The sequence below is a fragment of the Acidovorax sp. 35-64-16 genome (assembly GCF_002281195.1).
Classification (GTDB): Bacteria; Pseudomonadota; Gammaproteobacteria; order Burkholderiales; family Burkholderiaceae_C; genus Acidovorax; species Acidovorax defluvii.
On record NZ_NCFM01000001.1, the window covers coordinates 157,313 to 175,388 of the forward strand.

The window sequence follows — 18,076 nt, forward strand, 5'->3', positions numbered from 1 at the left end:
ATCAGCGCACCGTATCGGGCAGCTCGATTTTCACTTCGAGCACTTCCAGGTTGTCCTGGCGCTCCAGGTGCACCTTGAGGTCGTCGGGGTTGATCTTCACGTATTTCGAAATCACCGCCACCAGTTCGCGCTGCAGCGCGGGCAGGTAGTCGGGCTCGGCGGCGTTGCGGCCGTTGCGCTCGTGCGCCAGGATGATCTGCAGGCGCTCTTTGGCGACGCTGGCGGTCTTCTTCTTTTCGCCCAGCAGGAAAGACAGGAATGACGCCATGGCTTATTTGCTCCCGAACAGGCGTTTGAAGAAGCCGGGCTTCTCGGCTTCGATGAAGCGCAGGGGCTTGTCCTCGCCCAGGAAGCGGTCGATCACGTCCTTGTAGGCCTCGGACACATCGCTGCCCTGGGCGTGGATGGCGGGTGAACCCTGGTTGGACGACTGCAGCACCACTTCCGACTCCGGAATCACGCCGATCAGCTTGATGCGCAGGATGTCCTGGATGTCCTCCAGGCTCAGCATCTGGCCGTCCTGCACGCGGCTGGGGTTGTAGCGCGTGATGAGCAGGTGCTCCTTGATGGGCTCGCCGCCCTCGATGGCGCGCCGGGTCTTGCTGCCCAGCATGCCCAGGATGCGGTCGGAGTCGCGCACGCTGGACACCTCGGGGTTGGTCACCAGCAGCGCCTCGTCGGCAAAGTGCATGGCCATGAGCGCGCCGCTTTCAATGCCGGCGGGCGAGTCGCAGATGATGTATTCAAAGCCCATGCTGGCGAGGTCGGTCAGGATCTTCTCGACGCCTTCCTGGGTCAGCGCGTCCTTGTCGCGCGTCTGGCTGGCGGCCAGCACGAACAGGTTGTCGCACTGTTTGTCCTTGATGAGCGCCTGGTTCAGGTTGGCCTCGCCCTGGATCACGTTGATGAGGTCATACACCACGCGGCGTTCGCAGCCCATGATGAGGTCGAGGTTGCGCAGGCCGACATCAAAGTCGATCACGGCAGTCTTGTGGCCGCGCAGGGCGAGGCCGGAGGCAAAGCTGGCACTGGTGGTGGTCTTGCCCACGCCACCCTTGCCGGAGGTCACGACGACGATTTTGGCCATGTGTGCTGATTCTCTGTGGGGTTGATACGAATGAAATAGGGACTCAGACGAGCGGCTCGATGATGAGCTTCTCGCCATCCAGCCGCACCTGGGCCGGCTTGCCACGCACGTCGGCGGGCAATTCGGTCTCGGTGGTGCGGTAAATGCCCGCGATGGAAACCAGTTGCGGCTCCAGGCAGGTCGAAAAAATGCGGGCCTCGGTGTTGCCGCGCGCCCCGGCAATGGCACGGCCGCGCAGCGGGGCATAGACGTGGATATTGCCGTCGGCAATGACTTCGGCGCCAAAGCTGACTACGGCCATCACCACCAGATCGGCACCCCGCGCATACACCTGCTGGCCTGAGCGCAGGGGTTTGTCGACCACCACGGTGCCGGGGCCGGGCATGGGCACTTCGCGCACGACCTCGTGCACCACTTCCACCTCGCGGATGACCTCGCGCATTTCGGGCGCGGGCGCTTCGGCGCGCACGGGCGGGGCATCGGGCGCTGCGGCCAGGCCAACGGCGCACGCGGCCTTCATCTGGGCCGCACTGCCGCCGCGAACGGCCACGGGCAAGGTGCTGTGGCGACGCAACTGCGCCGTGATGGCGGCAAAGTCGATGGGCTCTGGCGCTTCGCGCACCATGGCCAGGTCGATCAGCACCGGGTCGTTATCGAAAAAGCCCGGGGCATCGGCCACGCGCTCGGCCAGATCGGCGGCAAACTGCGCGGCGTCGGTGGTCTTGAGCACCACGGCCACCACGGGCAGAGAGGCGCTTTTGAGATCAAAGCTGGTGCGGGCTTGCGCCGCCGTTTCAAAGGCCATGAATGGATTGCAGGGATGAAGGGCGCGCCACCGGGCACCGGGCAGGCACACCGCGGATGGGGCCAAAAGGGCAAAGTGTACTGTGCAGCACCCTGCATAACCGTAACGCTCGGTGCATGCCGCCTCAACGACGGGGCTCGTGCTGCCATTGCGGCAGGCGGGCGCCGCAGTGCATGCAGTGCAGCGCCTCGGGCAGATGCCCTTCGGTCAGGCATTCGTGGCAGGTGCGGGTGGTGGGCACCGGCGTTGCAGACAGGCGCTGCGAGGTCATCTCGGCGGTGACGATGCCGGTGGGAACGGCCAGCGTGCCCCAGCCCAGCAGCATCATCACCGAGGCGATAAAACGCCCCAGCTCGGTTTTGGGGGTGATGTCGCCAAAGCCCACCGTGGTCATGGTGGTAATGGCCCAGTAAACCGACGTGGGAATGGTCGAAAAACCGTTCTCCGGCCCCTCCACCACGTACATCAGCGTGCCCATGACCAGCACGATCATCAGCACACCGGAGATGAACACGATGATCTTGCGGGCGCTGGCCTGCAGGGCCTGGCCCAGGCCCCGGTACTCGGTCAGGAACGAGGTGAGCTTGAACACCCGAAAGATGCGCAGCAGGCGCAGCACACGCACATCGATCAGTGCGTGCGCGCCCGGCAGCAGCAAGGCCAGGTAGGTGGGCAGCAGGGCCAGAATGTCCACCACGCCAAAAAAGCTGGTGGCATAACGCAGGGGTCGCCGCGTGCAGGCCAGACGGGCCAGGTATTCAATCGTGAACAACGCGGTAAAGCCCCACTCTGCCCAGGTGAACTGCCGCTGCCAGCGATCGTGCAGCGCGGGTACGCTGTCGGCCACCACCACGGAGATGCTCAGCAAGATGGCGACGATCAGCGTCACATCAAACAGACGACCGGCGCGTGTGTCGGCCTCGAAGATGGTGGTGTACAGGCGCAAACGCCAGCCCTGCAGCGGGACATCGGGGTTGGGGGAAGCCAGGGGCATGGAGCGGCGGTGCGTCAATGGATGAAATGAACGGGTGTGACGGTTGCCACTGTAGTACGTTGCCGTTCACCGGCCACCACCCGGCTGCCGGACAGGGCCCTGACCATAATCAGCGCATGCCTCAGCCCACCACCCGCAAAGCCCATCTCGACTCGCTGGCGGTCTGCCTTTTGCTGGCGTGCTGCATGTTCTGGGGCTTCCAGCAGGTGCTGGTGAAGGCCACGGTGGCCGAAGTGGCGCCGGTGTTCCAGGCCTTTGTGCGTTTTGCGCTGGCCACCGTGGCGGTGGCGGCATGGTGTCTGTGGCGCGGCGTGCGCCTGTCAATGGCCGGTGAACCCGCAGGGGCCGCGCGCGCCGGGCTGCTGGCGGGCGCGCTGTTTGCGGGCGAGTTCGCGTGCATCTACCTGGGCCTGCAGTACACCACCGCATCGCGTCTCACGGTGTTTCTGTATGCCGCACCCTTTTGGGTGGCCCTGCTGCTGCCGCGCTTCATTCCGGGCGAGGGGCTCAAGGGCTGGCAGTGGCTGGGCCTTGGCGCCGCCTTCGTGGGGGTTGGGCTGGCCCTGGGCGACGGGCTGCTGGGCCCCGCCAATGCGGCGCTGCCCCAGGCCTGGCTGGGCGACCTGATGGGGCTGGCGGCGGGCCTGATGTGGGCGCTGACCACCGTGGTCATCCGCACCACACCCCTGGCCCGCGTGCCCCCCGCCAAACAGTTGCTCTACCAGGTGGGCGTAAGTGCCGTCGCGCTGCCCGTGCTGTCACTTGGTTTGGGCGAACCCTGGGTTTGGCAGTTCAGCGCGTTTGCCTGGGGATCGCTACTGGTGCAGGCGCTGCTGGGCGCTTTTGTGAGCTACCTGGCCTGGATGTGGATGCTGGCGCATTACCCAGCCACCAAAATTTCGGTATTTGTGTTTCTGACACCCGTGTTTGCGCTGCTGTTTGGCGCCTGGTGGCTGGGCGAACCCGTCACCCCCGGGCTGGTGGCAGCGCTGGTGCTGGTGGCGGCCGGCATCGTGCTGGTGAACAAGCGGCCAGCAGCGGCGTAACATATCAATGAAATAAGCCTCTAGCGCTTACTCACAAAGCGCTAGCAGCTATCATTTTTATATTACCTGCGATGAAACGGGCATGTCCAAGACCAGCGCCACAGCGCAACCGGCTTGGCCGGGCCGCTGAAGGCGTGCCCTCAATGCGTCAACCGCGTGGCACCTACGGGAAAGTCAAAGCTTCGGAATGCGAATCCGGCTGATCATCAGCGAGCCCGACAACGCAAACAGCAGCACCAGCGGGTGCAGCGTGAAGCCGCCGATCAGCACCTGGCCGAACCACAGGTTCTCGCGCACGGCACCCAGGTAGCCCGCCAGTGCCAGCAGCCCCACCAGCACGATGGAGGTGGGAATCGGCGTGCCCTCAAAATATTTCACCTTGCCGTCGTCACCCGACAGGGTTTCTGCCGTGACGTTGTAGCGCGCCAGGCGCGACACGCCGCAGGCCACAAAGTAGGCCAACACGATGCGGTCATAAAGCCCCTGCATGCCGCAGCCATAGGCAATGATGGCAGGCGCCACGCCAAACGAGATGACGTCGGCCAGCGAATCGAGCTCGCGGCCCAAGGCCGAGCTTTTCTGGCGCCAGCGCGCAATGCGGCCATCGAACACATCAAAGATCAGCGCGGTCAGCACCAGCGCGCAGGCAAAGTAGATGTGCACCACATCGCTGGTCTCCAGGTACGACATCACCGAGAACAGGGCTCCCACGCCACAAACCGCGTTGCCCAGCGTGAACCAGTCCGCCAGGTGGAACTCGCGGATCATCGAAAAGCGTTTGGGCGGGGGGGAAGAATTCATCACAGTGCGCTCCTGGGTGGTTAAACCGGTGCAAGCCCTCTTTGGGAGGCGAAAGGTCCTGAACTGGTTCCAAGAGGGGGCGGCCACCTGCTGCGCCGGCCGCAGCCCCAAGGTTCGCACCATTATGAAGGGCGGCAGGTGTCGGGGCTTTCTGCCAATGGCCGCGCGGCAGCGCAAAAGCGGGCGAGTGTCCAGCCTGGCCCCAGCCAGTCGCCCGACGTGAACAGGCGGCCGTGCAGGGTGTGGAGTTTCTGCTCCAGCGCAGAAATGGTGGCTGCAGGGGCGTATCGCATTGGCGCTGTGCGATAGGACAAGGGAAAGGAGAAACGGAGCGCGGGAGCCAAGCCCCGGCTACGCCCTGTGCTGTGGCGCCGCGCGCCGGGCAAGGCCACCGGGGTGACCCTGCCCCTTGCCATTCAATCGAGCTTGATGCCCGTCGACTTCACCACGCCCGCCCAGCGCTGGAGTTCCTTGCCGATGTAGGTGCGATATTCCTCGGGCGTAGAACCCAGGGGCTCGGCGCCTTGTATGGCCAGCTTGGCGCGCACCTCGTCGCTCTGCAATGCCTTGTTGATCTCGGCGTTCAGGCGCTGCACCACCTCCGGCGAGGTTTTGGCAGGCACCATCACGCCCTGCCAGGCACCTGCTTCAAAGCCGGGCATCACGGTTTCGGCCAGCGTGGGCACGTTGGGGAAAAGGGACATGCGCTTGGCGGTGGTGACCGCCAGCAACTTCAGGCGCTTGTCGTTCACGAAAGGCATCACCGAGTTGATGGTGTCCGTCATGAACTGGATCTGGCCCGCCACCAGGTCGACGTCTGCCGGGGCGCTGCCCCGATACGACACGTGCGTGGCCTCGATGCCCAGGTTCTTGGTGAACTGGAACGCTGCCAGGTGGGTCACATTGCCATTGCCCGCCGAGCCATAAGAGAGCTTGTCCGGATTGGCTCTGGCGTACTCCACAAACTCGCGCACGGTGTTGGCGGGAATGCTCGGGTGCACCACCAGGGCCAGCGGCACCACGGCGGTGAGGGCCACGGGCGCAAGGTCTTTCTGCACGTCGTAGCTCAGGTTCTTGTAGAGCGCAGGGCTCAAGGTGATCGACGACGTGTTGTAGAGCAGCGTGTAGCCGTCGCCCGCCGCCTTGGCGACCTGGGCGCCGCCGATGTTGCCGTTGGCCCCGGGCTTGTTGTCCACCACCACGGACTGCCCCATCTGCTCGGTCAGCTTCTGCGCCAGCACGCGCGCCACCTGGTCGGTGGGCCCGCCCGGCGGGAAGGGCACCACCAGGGTGATCGGCTTGCTGGGGTAGCTTTGCGCCTGTGCAAAGCCCATGGGGGCCAGGGCGGCCATACCGGCTGCGCCGCTGAGCAGGGCCAGGCACAAACGTCGCAGGTTCTTTGGACGCTGGGCTGTATTCGGATCGGTTTTTTTCATGGTGCTTGTCTCCTGGGTTGTTGTAGCAAGGGATAAGTGGTCACGAGTGCCCGGCCAGCAGCCGGGTGGCGGTGTAGGTCATCACCATCACCCCCTGGTGATTGAAGACGTCGATGCGCGAGGTCACGACGGCACGGCCGCTCTTGGATGTGGGGCGAATCTCCGTCACCTCCACCACCGCCTCGATGGTGTCTCCCACCCGCACGGGGGCGAGAATCTTCTGGTGCAGCTCCAGCATGGCCAGGCCCGTGCCCTGGATCATGGTCTGCAGGATGAAGCCCTCGATGAGCGCATAGGTCAGCGCACCCGGCACGGGCCGCCCGGCCATGGCGCCGCCTTCATAGCCGTCTTCGATAAAGATCGCCTCCAGCATGCCGGTCACGCCGATGAAGCTGACGAGATCGGTCTCGGTGACCGTTCGCCGGAAGGTGCGAAAGCGCTGTCCCACGCTCAGCTCCTGCCAAACAAACCCCTGGCCCAGCCGGGGCAGGTTACGGTCTACGCTGGCGGGCGCGGCACTACGGTCGGAGGCCAAGGGTGTGTTCTGTGGGTGCATGGAATGTCTCATTCAAGTAGCGGGGGCAATGGCTGCGCGGGTGTCCACCAGTGCGTCGATCTGCGCGGCGCCGAGCCCTGCCTGCGCCAGGAGCTCACGGGTGTGTTCGCCCAGACGCGGTGGCATGGTGATGGCGGCGCGCTGCCCGTCAAAGCGCACGGGCACACCCGGGAAGCGCACGTCTCCCAGCGCCGGGTCGGCCACGGTTTCAAAGAAATCGGTGGCCACCAGGTGGGGGTCGAGTGGCAAGTCCTGCAACTTGGCTACCGGCGCTGCGGGAATCTCCAGCCGCTCACACACCGCAATCCAGTGGGCCGTGGTGTGGCGCTCGGTAAAACCCGACGCGAGTTCCAGCAGCTCGGCAATGTGCCGCGTGCGGCTGGCGATATCAACAAAACGCGCATCGCGCGCCAGTTCCGGGGCGCCCACTTCAGTGAAGAAGCGCTGCCAGTGCAGATTGGTGTACGGCATCATGGCCACAGCCCCATCGGCCGTGCGGTAGGGCCGACGCCAGGGGGCCAGCACCCGCGGGTAGCCAGGTGCCGACAGCGGCGGCTCGAAGTGCTGGCCGTAGTAGTGCTCGACCAGGTTGAAGCCCACCATGGACTCGAACATGGGGATTTCCACAAAGGCGCCTTCGCCCGTGCGCTCGCGCTGCCACAACGCCGCCAGGATGGCATGCGCGGCCACATGGGCGCAGGTCTTGTCGGCGGCAATGGTGGGCAGGTAACGCATCTCGCCGCCCTGCCGCTCCATCAGGTCGGCCAGCCCTGACATGCCCTGGATCACGTCGTCGTAGGCCGGTTTGCCAGCATAGGGGCCCGGCAAAAAGCCCACCAGGCTGGCGTACACCAGGCGCGGAAAACGTTGGCGCAGCGTCTCGGGCGCGAGGCCCAGGCCTGCCAGCTTTTGCGGCCGCATGCTGTGCATCAGCACATCCGCCGTGGCGACCAGCGCAATCAGCGCCTCTTGGGCGTCCGCCTGCTTGAGGTCCAGCGCCACGCTTTTCTTGCTGCGGTTGGAACCAAGAAACATGGCCGCCATGCCCGCTTCTTTCGAAGGGCCGGTATGGCGTGTCGAGTCGCCCTCGGGCGGCTCGATCTTGATCACCTCGGCCCCGTAGTCGGCCAGTATCTGGCTGGCCAGGGGACCAAAAATCACACTGGACAGATCCAGGATGCGCAGGCCTTGCAGCGGCTTCATCTCGTGCTCTCCAGCGCGGCGTTCACTGGAACTTCGGGGCGCGTTTTTCAATGAAAGCCGTCACCGCTTCCCGGTGGTCGGCCGTCTTGTGGGCGATGGCCTGGTACCCCGCCGAGATCTCCAGCAGCGAGGCCAGCGAGGCACTTTGCCCCTCGCGCAGCAGGCGCTTGGTCATGCGCATCACGGCACCGGGGTTGGCGGCGATCTTGGCGGCCAGCGCCCGGGCAGTGGGCAGCAACTGGTCAGCGGCCACCACGCGCGACACGAGGCCGCAGGCCAGCGCCTCTTGCGCGCTGATGGGCTCGCCGGTGAACGCCATCTCGGACGCCTTGGCCATGCCCACGGCGCGCGGCAGCAGCCAGGCGCCGCCGTCGCCGGGCACGATGCCCACGCGCACAAAACTCTCGGCAAAGGTGGCCGTCTCGCTGGCGATGCGGATGTCGCACATGCAGGTCAGATCCAGCCCCGCGCCGATGGCCGGGCCGTTGATGGCGCAGATCACAGGCACGTCGAGCTGGACCAGCGCATTGGGAATCTGCTGGATGCCCTGGCGGTATTCCTCGCGGATCAGGTCGGGCGTGAGCGCGTCGTCAAAGAAGCGCTTCATGTCCTTGACGTTGCCGCCCGAGCTGAAGATGGGGCCGGCGGCCGTAATGATCAGCACCTTCACGCTCGCGTCCTTGCGCACGTCCTCGCACAGCTGCACGAACTCCTGCACCGCCGTGTTGCCCGTGAGCGCATTGCGCGTTTCGGGCTGGTTCATGGTGGCGGTGAGAATGCCGCCGTCGCGCTCGATGGTCAGAAAGGCCATGGGATGTCTCCGTTATCAAAAAAATGAGCAGCTAGCGCTTGATACGCAAGGCTTTTCAATGGATTTCATAGTGAAACCCAATTACATCAAGCGCTAGCCGCTATGGTTTTCAAAGCACCGTATCTACGTCGGTGATGCGCCGCACGATGTCCAGGGTCATGCCCTGGTGGTGCAGCAGGGCCTCGCCCGCCACGCCGTACCAGTAGGCTTCGCTGCCAGCAGTCTGGCGCCAGGCATGCAGGCGGCGCGTGAACAGCTGCAGGTCGTACTCCTCGGTGAAGCCGATCGCACCATGGATGGCATGCGCCAGCTCGGACACCACCAGCGCCGCCTCACTGCAGCGCGCCTTGGCCGTGGCCACGCGCAGGCGGTCGGGCACCACGCCCATCCCGTCATGTCCAGCGCTGCAGCCCAGCTGCGCAGCCATGCGCGCGGCAAACACGTGCTCGCTCATCACCGCCAGCTGGTGCTGGATGGCCTGGAACTTGCCGATGGGGCGGCCAAACTGCTGGCGCTCATTGGCGTACTGCAGGCTGCGCTGAAACACGCTGCTGAGCGCGCCCGCCATTTGTGCGGCCACCACGGCGGCCTGCAGGGTTCGGACGTCCAGCGCGCCATTGACTTCGACGGCGGGCGCGGCCTGCACCTGCGCGGCCGTCCAGGTCAGTGCGGCATCGAGCGCCAGGGCCTGGGCGGCGCCTTGTGCGTCTGCGGTATTCAGCAAGCGCCATTCCGTGCCCGTCTGCACCAGCACCGCGGCGGCCACCTGGCCACTGCGCACCAGCGCGCAGCGCAGGCCGCCATTGGCCAGATGCTCGCCGCGTGCCAGCGCGATGCTGCCTGGCGGACGCGCCACGCCGGCCCGCGCCAGCAGGGCACGCGCCACCATGGTTTCGCCCAGGGGCAAGGGCAGCGCATGCGCGCCACATTGCTCCAGCACGCCGAACACCTGGCCCAGCCCCAGCCCTGCCCCACCTGCGTCTTCGCTCAGCAGCGCGTCGGCCAGGCCGGTGGCTTCAAGCTGCTCCCACAAAGCGGTGGTGGCCTCGGCGGTGCGGCCACCCTCTTCAATGGCGCGCACCACCTGCGGCGTGCATTGGTCCGCCAGCACATCGCGGGCGGCGTCGGCAAACATGTCGTTGTTGTTCGTGGTCATGTATCTCTCCCAATCAACGCAAACCCAGGCCGCGGGCGATCATGCCGCGCAGGATGTCGCGCGTGCCGCCGCGCAGCGAGAACGAGGGCGAGGCCTCCGTCACATACTTGAGCGTCTGCAGCAGCTCGACCGGTACGTCTTCGGCATCGCGCGAGAACAGGTCTTCCGCAATGGCGGCAGGAATCATCTGCTCCAGCGTAGTGCCCAGCTCCTTGACCAGTGCGGCCTCGACGATGGGGCTGGCACCCTGGGTGAGCTTTTCCTGCACCGACACCGACATGGCGCGCAGCGGCGCGAGCTGAGTGAGCACCTTGCCTGCCAGTTGCCGGGCCGATTCGGTGCGGCCCTGGGGCGTGCGCACATAGTCCAGCCACTGGTCGAACAGCACGATGCTGGAGTACAGGCGCTCGGGCCCGCTGCGCTCGAAGGCGAGTTCGGCGGTCACCTGCTCCCAGCCCTGGCCTTCGGCGCCGACGATCGCGTCCGCACCCAGCTGCACGCTGTCGAAGAACACTTCGCAGAAATGGCTGTCGCCCGAGAGGTCTTCAATCGGGCGCACGGTGACGCCGGGCAACGACAGGTCCACGATGACCTGCGACAGGCCCTTGTGGCGGTCTTCGGTGGTACCCGAGGTGCGCACCAGCGCGATCATGTACTGGCAGTGGTGGGCGTTGGTGGTCCAGATCTTCTGGCCGTTGAGCACAAAGCCCTGGTCGTTGGGCGTGGCACGCGTCTTCACGCTGGCCAGGTCCGAGCCCGCATTGGGCTCGCTCATGCCAATACAAAAGAACGCCTCGCCACGGCACACGCGCGGAATGTAGAACTGCTTTTGTGCCTCGGTGCCGTATTTCAGGATCAGCGGCGCGCTCTGGCGGTCGGCAATCCAGTGCGAGCCCACGGGCGCGCCGAAGTTGAGGAACTCCTCGACCAGCACATACCGTGCAAAGGCGCTGCGCCCGCCGCCGCCATATTCCGTGGGCAACGTGACCCCGAGCCAACCCTTGGCGGCCAGCCGGCGGCTGAACTCGGTGCTGTAGCCGCTCCAGGAGCGGGCGCGGATGTGCGCGGGGATATCGCGTGTGGCCTCGGCCAGAAAGGCGCGCACCTCGGCGCGCAGGGCTTCGTCTTGCGCAGGGATGCGCGTGAGCGTGAGTGAATCCAGGGTACTCATCCCAATACTCCGTTGTCTCTATAGGTTTGCAGTGCCTCGGCCGTGAGGCCCAGGTGGCGGGTCAACACCTCGTCGGTGTGCTGGCCCAGCTGCGGGGGGGTGTGGCGATAGGAAACCGGCGTGTCCGACAGGCGAATCGGGCTGGCGACCAATGGCACCTCGCCTGCTTGCGGGTGCTGCATGGCAATTTGCAGGCCACGGGCTTTGACCTGCGGGTCCTCGAACACGTCGCGCACGGTGTTGATGGGGCCACAGGGCACGGCATGCTGCTCAAGCAGCGCTATCCAGTCGCGCGTGGTGCGCATGACGGTCACGGCGCGGATGCGCTCCACCAGCTCGGTGCGGTTTGCCAGGCGCGCCGCATTGCGCATGAAGCGTTCGTCCTGCGCCCAGCCGGGCTCGCCGATGGCCTGGCAGAAGCGCGCAAACTGGCCGTCGTTGCCAATGGCCAGGATCATGTGGCCGTCGGCAGTGGGAAAGTCCTGGTAAGGCACCGTGTTGGGGTGCGCGTTGCCCATGCGCTGCGGCACCTTGTCTCCATATAGGAAGTTCATGCCCTGGTTGGCGAGGCAGGCCACACCCACGTCGAGCAGCGCCAGGTCGATGTGCTGACCCCGACCGGTGTGTTCGCGCGCCTGCAGGGCGGCCAGAATCGCCGTGCTGGCATACAGGCCGGTGAGGATGTCGGTGAGCGCAACCCCCACCTTCATGGGGCCGCCGCCGGGCTCGCCATCCGAGCGGCCGGTGACGCTCATGAGCCCGCCCATGCCCTGGATCAGGAAGTCATAGCCTGCGCGCTGCGCATAGGGGCCATCCTGACCGAAGCCCGTGACGGAGCAATAGACCAGTCGCGGATTCATCGCGCTCAGGCTGGCGTAATCGAGCCCATATTGCGCCAAGCCGCCAGTCTTGAAGTTCTCGATCAGCACATCGCACTGCGCTGCGAGCTGGCGCACGATCTGCTGTCCTTCTGGCCGCGTGAAGTCCACCGTCACCGACTGCTTGTTGCGGTTGGTGCACATGTAATAGGCCGACTCGCCCGTGGGCTGGCCCTGAGGGTCGGTCACATAGGGTGGCCCCCAGGCGCGGGTGTCGTCGCCCGTGCCGGGGCGCTCGACCTTGATCACCTCCGCACCCAGGTCGCCCAGGGTCTGGGCAGCCCAGGGGCCTGCCAGCACCCGCGACAGATCAAGCACCTTCACATGCTGCAGCGCACCCGGCTGCACGGCGGGGCGTTCGCTCATTGCTGGGGTACCTTGGCCTGGGTCACGATGCGCTTCCACAGCGCGATTTCGTTCTTCTGGAACTCCTGCATCTGCGCGGGGCCGCCAGTCATTGGGGTAGCACCAATGCGCTCGTAGAACGCTCGGGTTTCGTCCATCTTGGAAATCGCCGTGAACAGCTCAGCCAGCTTGGCCGTCTCCGCCGCTGGCGTCTTGGAGCTCACCATCGCGCCCACCCAGGTGTAGGCCTCGAATCCGGGCAGGCCGGCCTCGCTGGCGGTGGGCACATCGGGCGACGAGTCCACGCGTTTGTCCGCCGCAACGGCGAGCACCTTCACGCGGCCACCCTTGGCGAGCTCTTGTACGGCAGTCACCTCGGCAAAGGCATAGTCCACCGTGCCTGACGCCACGGCGGTCATGGTTTCTCCTGCACCCTTGAAGGGCACATGCACCGTCTGCACCTTGGCCGCATCGTTGAGCAGCTCACCCATGAGCTGATAGCCTGCAGACCCGGCGCCGAAGTTGACCTTGCCGGGGTTCGCCTTGGCATAGGCCAGCAAACCCTTGAGGTCCTGGTACGGCGCCTGCGGGGTGACGGTGAGCATGGCGGGCGAGCGCATCATCATCGTCAGGGGGGCGAAATCCTTGACCGGGTCGTAGGGCAACTCCTTGAACAGCGCGGCGTTCACTGCGAGCGTGGAGTTGCTGCCAATGAACACGGTGTAGCCGTCGGCTGGCGCCGTCAGCACCTGCTTGACGGCGATGAAGCCGTTGGCGCCCGGCTTGTTCTCTACCACCACCGCTTGGCCGGTAAGGTCTTGCAGTTTGCGGGCGAAGTACCGTGCCGAGGTATCGGTACCGCTGCCGGGCCCGAAAGGGACCACAAACTTGATGGTCTTGGACGGAAAACTCTGTGCGTACGCGGCGGGCGCAAGTGCTGCGCCGAGCGTGATCAGAGCGGCGGCGCCGAAGGTGCCCAGGATGAATCTGCGCTGTTGCATGGGGTTTGTCTCCTTGAATGGTTTGCAGCTGTGTCGGCCCTTCGTGGGGCTCTGTCTGGCACTCTAGCCAGCAGAACAAACACCGTCTAATATTAAGAATTGAAAAGCCAATACCTTTTGGATATCGCATGAACCTGCGCCAGTTGCGCCAATTCGTCACGCTCGCAGAAACGGGCAACTTCCACCGCGCTGCAGAGATGCTGCACATGGCTCAGCCGCCGCTGTCGGTGTCCATCCGCAAACTCGAAGAAGAAATGGGCGAGGCACTGTTCGAGCGCCGGTCCACCGGCGTTTTCCTCACCACGGTGGGCGAGGCCATGCTGGCGGACGCGCGGCTCACGCTGTTCCATGCCGAGCAATGCCGCCAGGCCGTGATGGATGCGCGCCAGGGCCAGGGCGGGCTGCTGCGCATGGGCATCATCGGCTCGGCCACCTATGCGTTGCTGCCCGAACTGATTCCTTCGCTGCGTGAGCGCTTTCCCAAGATTGAGCTGGAACTGACCGAGGCCACCTCGTCCGAGATCCTCGACGGCCTGGTCTCGCGCCGCTTTGATGTGGGTTTTGTGCGCTACCCGGTGTTGCATCCGGCACCGTTTGAGCTGCTGCCCATGGACCGCGATGACTTCGTGCTCGCCGTCTCGGAACACAGCCCGCTTGCGGCGCACGACGCGATTGCGTTGTCAGACGCGGCCCGCCAGCCCTTCATCATGTACCCACAAGACAAAGTGCCCGGCCTCTCGACCCTGGCGCTGATGCGCTGCCAGCTCTCGGGTTTCACGCCGCGCGTAGCCCAAGAGGCCATGCAGGTGCAGACCATCATGAGCCTGGTGGCCTCGGGCCTGGGCGTGGGGCTGGTCGCTGGCGTGGCGCGGCTGGTGATGCCGCGCGGCGTGAAATGCCTGGCACTGACCGACAATCCGCCGGGGTTTCATGTGGGCATTGCGCTGGCGCGGTTGCAGGGCAATACCAGTCGGCTCGTCGAGCGCTTCACCGAGCATGCCCTGCGCTTTTCCACAGCGACCGATGTAACGCTGCCGCCCGCAGCGCAGCCGTCAGCCGGCTGAAGGCGTGCCCGCACCACGCCAGCGCCACCCCGCAGCAGGCGCTGCGTTCAGCCGGCGGCAGCGGCCGGCACCGCGCGGCGCTCCGCAAACGCCACATACCAATCGAGGCACTGTGGGTTGGCCATCGCATCCTTGTTGACCACCTTTTCCAGCGGCTGGCCCAGCAGCAGTTTCTTGATGGGCAGCTCCTGCTTTTTGCCGCTGAGGGTGCGCGGCACTTCGGCCACGGCAAAAATGTCGTCGGGCACGAAGCGCGGGCTGAGTGCGGTGCGGATGGCGCCGTGGATGCGCGCGCGCAGTGCGTCGTCGAGCACATGGCCGGGGCGCAGCACCACGAACAGCGGCATGTAGCTCTCGCGGCCCAGGTATTCGAGGTCCACCACCAGGCTGTCGAGCACCTCGGGCAGCGATTCGACGGCGCTGTAGACCTCGCTGGTGCCCATGCGCAGGCCGTGGCGGTTGATGGTGGCGTCCGAGCGGCCGTAGATGACGCAGCCCGCCGCCGCGCCAGTGCCGATCTGGATCCAGTCGCCATGGCGCCAGACGGCGCCCATGCTGGCCGGGCCGTCGCCGCCGCCGGGCTGGCGGCCGTGGCCCGCCGGGTACATGTCGAAATAGCTCACCAGATAACGCGTGCCGCGGTCGTCACCCCAGAGGTACAGCGGCATGGACGGAATCGGCTGGGTGCAGACCAGCTCACCCACGGCGTCCAGCACCGGGCGACCCTGCTCGTCCCAGGCCTCGACGGCGGCGCCGAGCATGCGGCACTGCATCTTGCCGGGAGTTTGCGGCAGTTCGCGGTGGCCGCCGATGAAGGCGCCGGCAAAATCTGTTCCACCCGAGATGTTGCTCCACCAGATGTCGGGCACACCCGCCTGTGCCATGAAGTCCGTGCCCCACTGCTGCACCTCGGCGCTGAGCGGCGATCCGGTGGAGCCCAGCGCGCGGATGGACGACAGATCGCCGCACTGCGCGGGCGTGATGCCCGCCTTCATGCAGTTGGCATAGAAGGCCGCGCCCGCGCCAAAGAAGGTCACGCCGGTCTCGGAGGCAAAGCGCCACAACAGGGCCCAGTCGGGGTGCTCTTTGCTGCCGCCAGGGTTGCCGTCAAAGATCACGCAGGTGGTTCCCGCCAGCAGGCCACCCACCTGCGCGTTCCACATCACCCAGCCGGTGGAGCTGTACCAGTGGTAGCGCTCGCCCCGGCTGTTGGGGGCGTAGCTGCAGCCGAGGTCGTTGTGCAGCGCGCCCAGTTGCAGCTGCACCAGCACCATGCCGCCGTGGCCGTGCACGATGGGTTTGGGCAGGCCGGTGGTGCCGCTGGAGTAGACGATCCACAGCGGATGGTCGAACGACAGCCAGAGCGGCTCGAACGCATCCGTTTCATGGTCATTCTGACCTGTAGCGCTTGTCCAGCTTGCGCAACCAGCTACTGAAACCGTAGCATTCAGATTGCCCAGCAGCAGCGCGTGCTGCACGCTGGGAAGCTGGGCGCGCAGCTCGGCCAGCACGCCCAGGCGGTCGTGGTCGCGCCCGGCGTAGGTCACGCCGTCCACGGCAATCAGCACCTTGGGTTCGATCTGGCGGAAGCGGTCGAGCACGGCGTGGGTGCCCATGTCGGGCGCGCACAGGCTCCAGACGCCGCCGATGCTCACCGTGGCCAGAAAGGCCACCATGGTCTCGGGCACGTTGGGCAGGTAGGCGGCCACACGGTCGCCCGGCTGCACACCCTGGGCCTGCAGGTGCAACGCCAGCGACGCCACCTGGCGGCGCAGCTCGGGCCACGACATCTCGCGGTGCGCGCGCTTTTCGTTGCTGCTGACGATGGCCGGCACGCCCGCCGCATGGGCGGCATCCACATGGCGCAGCACCTGGCGCGCATAGTTGACCTGTGCACCCGGGAACCACTGCGCGCCGGGCATGCGGTTGTGCGCCAGCACGGCGCTGTGCGGCGTGGGGGACTGGAGGTCGAAATAGTCCCAGATGCTTTGCCAGAAGGCGTCGAGGTCGGTGGTGGACCAGCGCCACAGCGCGTCGTAATCGGAAAACTCCAGGCCACGCTGTTCGCGCAGCCAGTTCTGGTAGAGACGTATCTGGGGAATATAGGGAGCACTCATGGCGGCAAGCCTAGCCCCGCGGCAGCGCGCGGCGCCACGGGGTTTTACCGCGTACCCAGTCGCTGGCGCGACAACCCAACCACCGCAACGGCAAGGTTTGCAGCGATTGCCCCCGCGCCGTGCATCCGCTCCCAAAAAGACAGCGGCGCGGCCTGCGGGAGATCGTGAACCCGCACCAAATCCCCTACCATGCGCGTCATCAATTCACAACGGAGAAATATCCATGGGCTTTATGACCTGGAGGGAGAAAAGCGCCGACGCGCTGCAACAGGGCGGCGTGATCGGACCGGACGAGCGGCTGCCCTGGCCGCAGACGGCAGTGATGGGCGTGCAGCACGTGATTGCGATGTTTGGCGCCACGGTGCTGGCACCCATCCTCATGGGCTTTGACCCGAACCTCGCCATCTTGATGAGCGGCGTTGGCACCTTGATCTTCTTCTTCATCACCGGCGGCAAGGTGCCCAGCTACCTGGGGTCGAGCTTTGCCTTCATCGGCGTGGTGATTGCGGCCACCGCCTACGCGGGCAAGGGGCCCAATGCCAATATCGGCCTGGCGCTGGGCGGCATCATCGCCTGCGGGGCGGTGTACACGCTGATCGGTGTCATCGTGCAGATGGTCGGCACGGGCTGGATCGAGCGCTTCATGCCGCCCGTGGTGACGGGCTCGGTGGTGGCGGTGATCGGCCTGAACCTGGCCGGGATCCCCATCAAGAACATGGCGGCCAGCAACTTTGACAGCTGGATGCAGGTGGTGACGTTTGTCAGCGTGGGCCTGGTGGCCGTGCTCACGCGCGGCATGGTGCAGCGCCTCTTGATTCTGGTGGGCCTGATCGTGGCCAGCATCATCTACGCCGTGCTGACCAACGGCCTGGGCCTGGGCAAACCGCTCGACCTCTCTGCCGTGCTGGCTGCGCCCTGGGTGGGCATGCCGGGCTTCTCGGCACCCGTATTCAGCGGCCCGGCCATGCTGCTGATTGCCCCGGTGGCCATCATCCTGGTGGCCGAAAACCTGGGCCACATCAAGGCCGTGACGGCCATGACCGGCAAGAACCTGGACCAGTACATGGGCCGCGCGTTCATTGGCGACGGCATTGCCACCATGGTCAGCGGCGGCGCCGGCGGCACTGGTGTTACGACTTATGCCGAGAACATCGGCGTGATGGCGGCCACCAAGATCTATTCGACCGCCGTGTTCCTGGTGGCGGCGCTCATTGCCGTGGTGCTGGGATTCAGCCCCAAGTTTGGCGCCGTGATCCAGGCGATTCCGCTGCCGGTGATGGGCGGTGTGTCCATCGTGGTTTTTGGCCTGATTGCCGTGGCCGGGGCCAAGATCTGGGTGGACAACAAGGTCGATTTCTCACAGAACAAGAACCTCATCGTCGCCGCCATCACGCTCATCCTGGGCACGGGCGACTTCACGCTCAAGTTCGGCCAGTTTGCGCTGGGCGGCATCGGCACCGCCACGTTTGGCGCCATCGTGCTGTACGCGCTGCTCAACCGCAAAAGCTGAAGGCGCGCCGACCGGTCGGCGTCGATCTCGGGTAAACCCTTATATATCTGACCGTCCCGGGTAAGATCAAAGGATTTGCCTGGCGCGCCTGGCGC

The 18,076-nt window shown here is 65.6% G+C and carries 18 protein-coding genes; 3 read left to right on the forward strand and 15 right to left on the reverse strand.

Features of this window, described 5'->3' with window-relative positions:
• Position 1: 1 nt before the first annotated feature.
• From minE to B7Y64_RS00790, 4 genes are all read right to left on the reverse strand, one after another.
• The gene (gene minE, locus B7Y64_RS00775; protein WP_024813570.1) at positions 2 to 268 is read right to left on the reverse strand and encodes a cell division topological specificity factor MinE; all 267 of its coding nucleotides are present in this window, start codon (positions 266 to 268) and stop codon (positions 2 to 4) included.
• Between the two features lie 3 nt (positions 269 to 271).
• The gene (gene minD, locus B7Y64_RS00780) at positions 272 to 1,087 is read right to left on the reverse strand and encodes a septum site-determining protein MinD (RefSeq protein ID WP_024813569.1); all 816 of its coding nucleotides are present in this window, start codon (positions 1,085 to 1,087) and stop codon (positions 272 to 274) included.
• Positions 1,088 to 1,130: 43 nt separating this feature from the next.
• Positions 1,131 to 1,892, reverse strand: a complete 762-nt coding sequence (minC, locus tag B7Y64_RS00785; protein WP_291324825.1) for a septum site-determining protein MinC — start codon at positions 1,890 to 1,892, stop codon at positions 1,131 to 1,133.
• Between the two features lie 124 nt (positions 1,893 to 2,016).
• A complete protein-coding gene (locus B7Y64_RS00790; protein WP_114656831.1) occupies positions 2,017 to 2,886 on the reverse strand; it encodes an ion transporter in 870 nt (289 codons plus the stop codon).
• A gap of 116 nt (positions 2,887 to 3,002) precedes the next feature.
• Here B7Y64_RS00790 and B7Y64_RS00795 point away from each other — a divergent pair, with 116 nt between their 5' ends.
• Positions 3,003 to 3,932: a DMT family transporter gene (locus B7Y64_RS00795; protein WP_291324826.1), complete on the forward strand. Its 930-nt coding sequence runs from the start codon at positions 3,003 to 3,005 to the stop codon at positions 3,930 to 3,932.
• 174 nt (positions 3,933 to 4,106) lie between these two features.
• Here the strand turns inward: B7Y64_RS00795 and pssA are convergent, their stop codons facing one another.
• The 10 genes from pssA to B7Y64_RS00845 all read right to left on the reverse strand — a co-directional run bounded on the left by pssA (position 4,107) and on the right by B7Y64_RS00845 (position 13,290).
• Positions 4,107 to 4,733 carry a CDP-diacylglycerol--serine O-phosphatidyltransferase gene (gene pssA / locus B7Y64_RS00800; RefSeq protein ID WP_291324827.1) on the reverse strand — a complete coding sequence of 209 codons (627 nt, stop codon included), beginning with the start codon at positions 4,731 to 4,733 and terminating at the stop codon, positions 4,107 to 4,109.
• Positions 4,734 to 4,855: 122 nt separating this feature from the next.
• Positions 4,856 to 5,047 carry a hypothetical protein gene (locus B7Y64_RS00805; protein WP_155886493.1) on the reverse strand — a complete coding sequence of 64 codons (192 nt, stop codon included), beginning with the start codon at positions 5,045 to 5,047 and terminating at the stop codon, positions 4,856 to 4,858.
• A gap of 102 nt (positions 5,048 to 5,149) precedes the next feature.
• Positions 5,150 to 6,085 (reverse strand): tripartite tricarboxylate transporter substrate binding protein, encoded by a 936-nt coding sequence (locus B7Y64_RS00810; protein ID WP_155886528.1) that lies wholly within the window; start codon positions 6,083 to 6,085, stop codon positions 5,150 to 5,152.
• A 124-nt stretch (positions 6,086 to 6,209) separates the two neighbouring features.
• Positions 6,210 to 6,725 carry a MaoC family dehydratase gene (locus B7Y64_RS00815; RefSeq protein ID WP_291324828.1) on the reverse strand — a complete coding sequence of 172 codons (516 nt, stop codon included), beginning with the start codon at positions 6,723 to 6,725 and terminating at the stop codon, positions 6,210 to 6,212.
• A gap of 12 nt (positions 6,726 to 6,737) precedes the next feature.
• The gene (locus B7Y64_RS00820) at positions 6,738 to 7,928 is read right to left on the reverse strand and encodes a CoA transferase (protein ID WP_291324829.1); all 1,191 of its coding nucleotides are present in this window, start codon (positions 7,926 to 7,928) and stop codon (positions 6,738 to 6,740) included.
• 22 nt (positions 7,929 to 7,950) lie between these two features.
• Positions 7,951 to 8,739 carry a crotonase/enoyl-CoA hydratase family protein gene (locus tag B7Y64_RS00825; protein WP_024813562.1) on the reverse strand — a complete coding sequence of 263 codons (789 nt, stop codon included), beginning with the start codon at positions 8,737 to 8,739 and terminating at the stop codon, positions 7,951 to 7,953.
• A gap of 109 nt (positions 8,740 to 8,848) precedes the next feature.
• Positions 8,849 to 9,895, reverse strand: coding sequence for an acyl-CoA dehydrogenase family protein (locus B7Y64_RS00830; protein WP_291328170.1), 1,047 nt, complete (start codon positions 9,893 to 9,895; stop codon positions 8,849 to 8,851).
• Positions 9,896 to 9,908: 13 nt separating this feature from the next.
• Positions 9,909 to 11,066, reverse strand: a complete 1,158-nt coding sequence (locus B7Y64_RS00835; protein ID WP_291328172.1) for an acyl-CoA dehydrogenase family protein — start codon at positions 11,064 to 11,066, stop codon at positions 9,909 to 9,911.
• Positions 11,063 to 12,310: a CaiB/BaiF CoA-transferase family protein gene (locus B7Y64_RS00840; protein ID WP_291328175.1), complete on the reverse strand. Its 1,248-nt coding sequence runs from the start codon at positions 12,308 to 12,310 to the stop codon at positions 11,063 to 11,065. The genes B7Y64_RS00835 and B7Y64_RS00840 overlap by 4 nt, the downstream gene beginning before the upstream one ends.
• Positions 12,307 to 13,290: a tripartite tricarboxylate transporter substrate binding protein gene (locus tag B7Y64_RS00845; RefSeq protein WP_024813558.1), complete on the reverse strand. Its 984-nt coding sequence runs from the start codon at positions 13,288 to 13,290 to the stop codon at positions 12,307 to 12,309. Before B7Y64_RS00845 ends, B7Y64_RS00840 begins: the two co-directional genes overlap by 4 nt.
• Positions 13,291 to 13,418: 128 nt before the next feature.
• Here B7Y64_RS00845 and B7Y64_RS00850 point away from each other — a divergent pair, with 128 nt between their 5' ends.
• Positions 13,419 to 14,354 (forward strand): LysR family transcriptional regulator, encoded by a 936-nt coding sequence (locus tag B7Y64_RS00850; protein WP_291324273.1) that lies wholly within the window; start codon positions 13,419 to 13,421, stop codon positions 14,352 to 14,354.
• A 47-nt stretch (positions 14,355 to 14,401) separates the two neighbouring features.
• On the opposite strand, the gene B7Y64_RS00855 is transcribed toward B7Y64_RS00850, so the two are convergent.
• A complete protein-coding gene (locus B7Y64_RS00855; protein ID WP_291324274.1) occupies positions 14,402 to 16,471 on the reverse strand; it encodes an acetoacetate--CoA ligase in 2,070 nt (689 codons plus the stop codon).
• Positions 16,472 to 16,694: 223 nt separating this feature from the next.
• On the opposite strand from B7Y64_RS00855, the gene B7Y64_RS00860 reads away from it, so the two are divergent.
• A complete protein-coding gene (locus tag B7Y64_RS00860; RefSeq protein WP_114656690.1) occupies positions 16,695 to 17,981 on the forward strand; it encodes a solute carrier family 23 protein in 1,287 nt (428 codons plus the stop codon).
• Positions 17,982 to 18,076 lie beyond the last annotated feature (95 nt).

Bases quoted from the DNA above. Each gene is read 5' to 3' on its own strand.
- B7Y64_RS00825 (WP_024813562.1), bottom strand. From the start codon at position 8,739: ATGGCCTTTCTGACCATCGAGCGCGACGGCGGCATTCTCACCGCCACC.
- B7Y64_RS00855 (WP_291324274.1), bottom strand. From the start codon at position 16,471: ATGAGTGCTCCCTATATTCCCCAGATACGTCTCTACCAGAACTGGCTG.
- B7Y64_RS00820 (WP_291324829.1), bottom strand. From the start codon at position 7,928: ATGAAGCCGCTGCAAGGCCTGCGCATCCTGGATCTGTCCAGTGTGATT.
- B7Y64_RS00845 (WP_024813558.1), bottom strand. From the start codon at position 13,290: ATGCAACAGCGCAGATTCATCCTGGGCACCTTCGGCGCCGCCGCTCTG.
- B7Y64_RS00835 (WP_291328172.1), bottom strand. From the start codon at position 11,066: ATGAGTACCCTGGATTCACTCACGCTCACGCGCATCCCTGCGCAAGAC.
- B7Y64_RS00795 (WP_291324826.1), top strand. From the start codon at position 3,003: ATGCCTCAGCCCACCACCCGCAAAGCCCATCTCGACTCGCTGGCGGTC.
- minE (WP_024813570.1), bottom strand. From the start codon at position 268: ATGGCGTCATTCCTGTCTTTCCTGCTGGGCGAAAAGAAGAAGACCGCC.
- B7Y64_RS00860 (WP_114656690.1), top strand. From the start codon at position 16,695: ATGGGCTTTATGACCTGGAGGGAGAAAAGCGCCGACGCGCTGCAACAG.
- B7Y64_RS00830 (WP_291328170.1), bottom strand. From the start codon at position 9,895: ATGACCACGAACAACAACGACATGTTTGCCGACGCCGCCCGCGATGTG.
- B7Y64_RS00815 (WP_291324828.1), bottom strand. From the start codon at position 6,725: ATGCACCCACAGAACACACCCTTGGCCTCCGACCGTAGTGCCGCGCCC.
- minD (WP_024813569.1), bottom strand. From the start codon at position 1,087: ATGGCCAAAATCGTCGTCGTGACCTCCGGCAAGGGTGGCGTGGGCAAG.
- B7Y64_RS00840 (WP_291328175.1), bottom strand. From the start codon at position 12,310: ATGAGCGAACGCCCCGCCGTGCAGCCGGGTGCGCTGCAGCATGTGAAG.
- B7Y64_RS00790 (WP_114656831.1), bottom strand. From the start codon at position 2,886: ATGCCCCTGGCTTCCCCCAACCCCGATGTCCCGCTGCAGGGCTGGCGT.
- minC (WP_291324825.1), bottom strand. From the start codon at position 1,892: ATGGCCTTTGAAACGGCGGCGCAAGCCCGCACCAGCTTTGATCTCAAA.
- B7Y64_RS00810 (WP_155886528.1), bottom strand. From the start codon at position 6,085: ATGGCCGCCCTGGCCCCCATGGGCTTTGCACAGGCGCAAAGCTACCCC.
- B7Y64_RS00850 (WP_291324273.1), top strand. From the start codon at position 13,419: ATGAACCTGCGCCAGTTGCGCCAATTCGTCACGCTCGCAGAAACGGGC.
- pssA (WP_291324827.1), bottom strand. From the start codon at position 4,733: ATGAATTCTTCCCCCCCGCCCAAACGCTTTTCGATGATCCGCGAGTTC.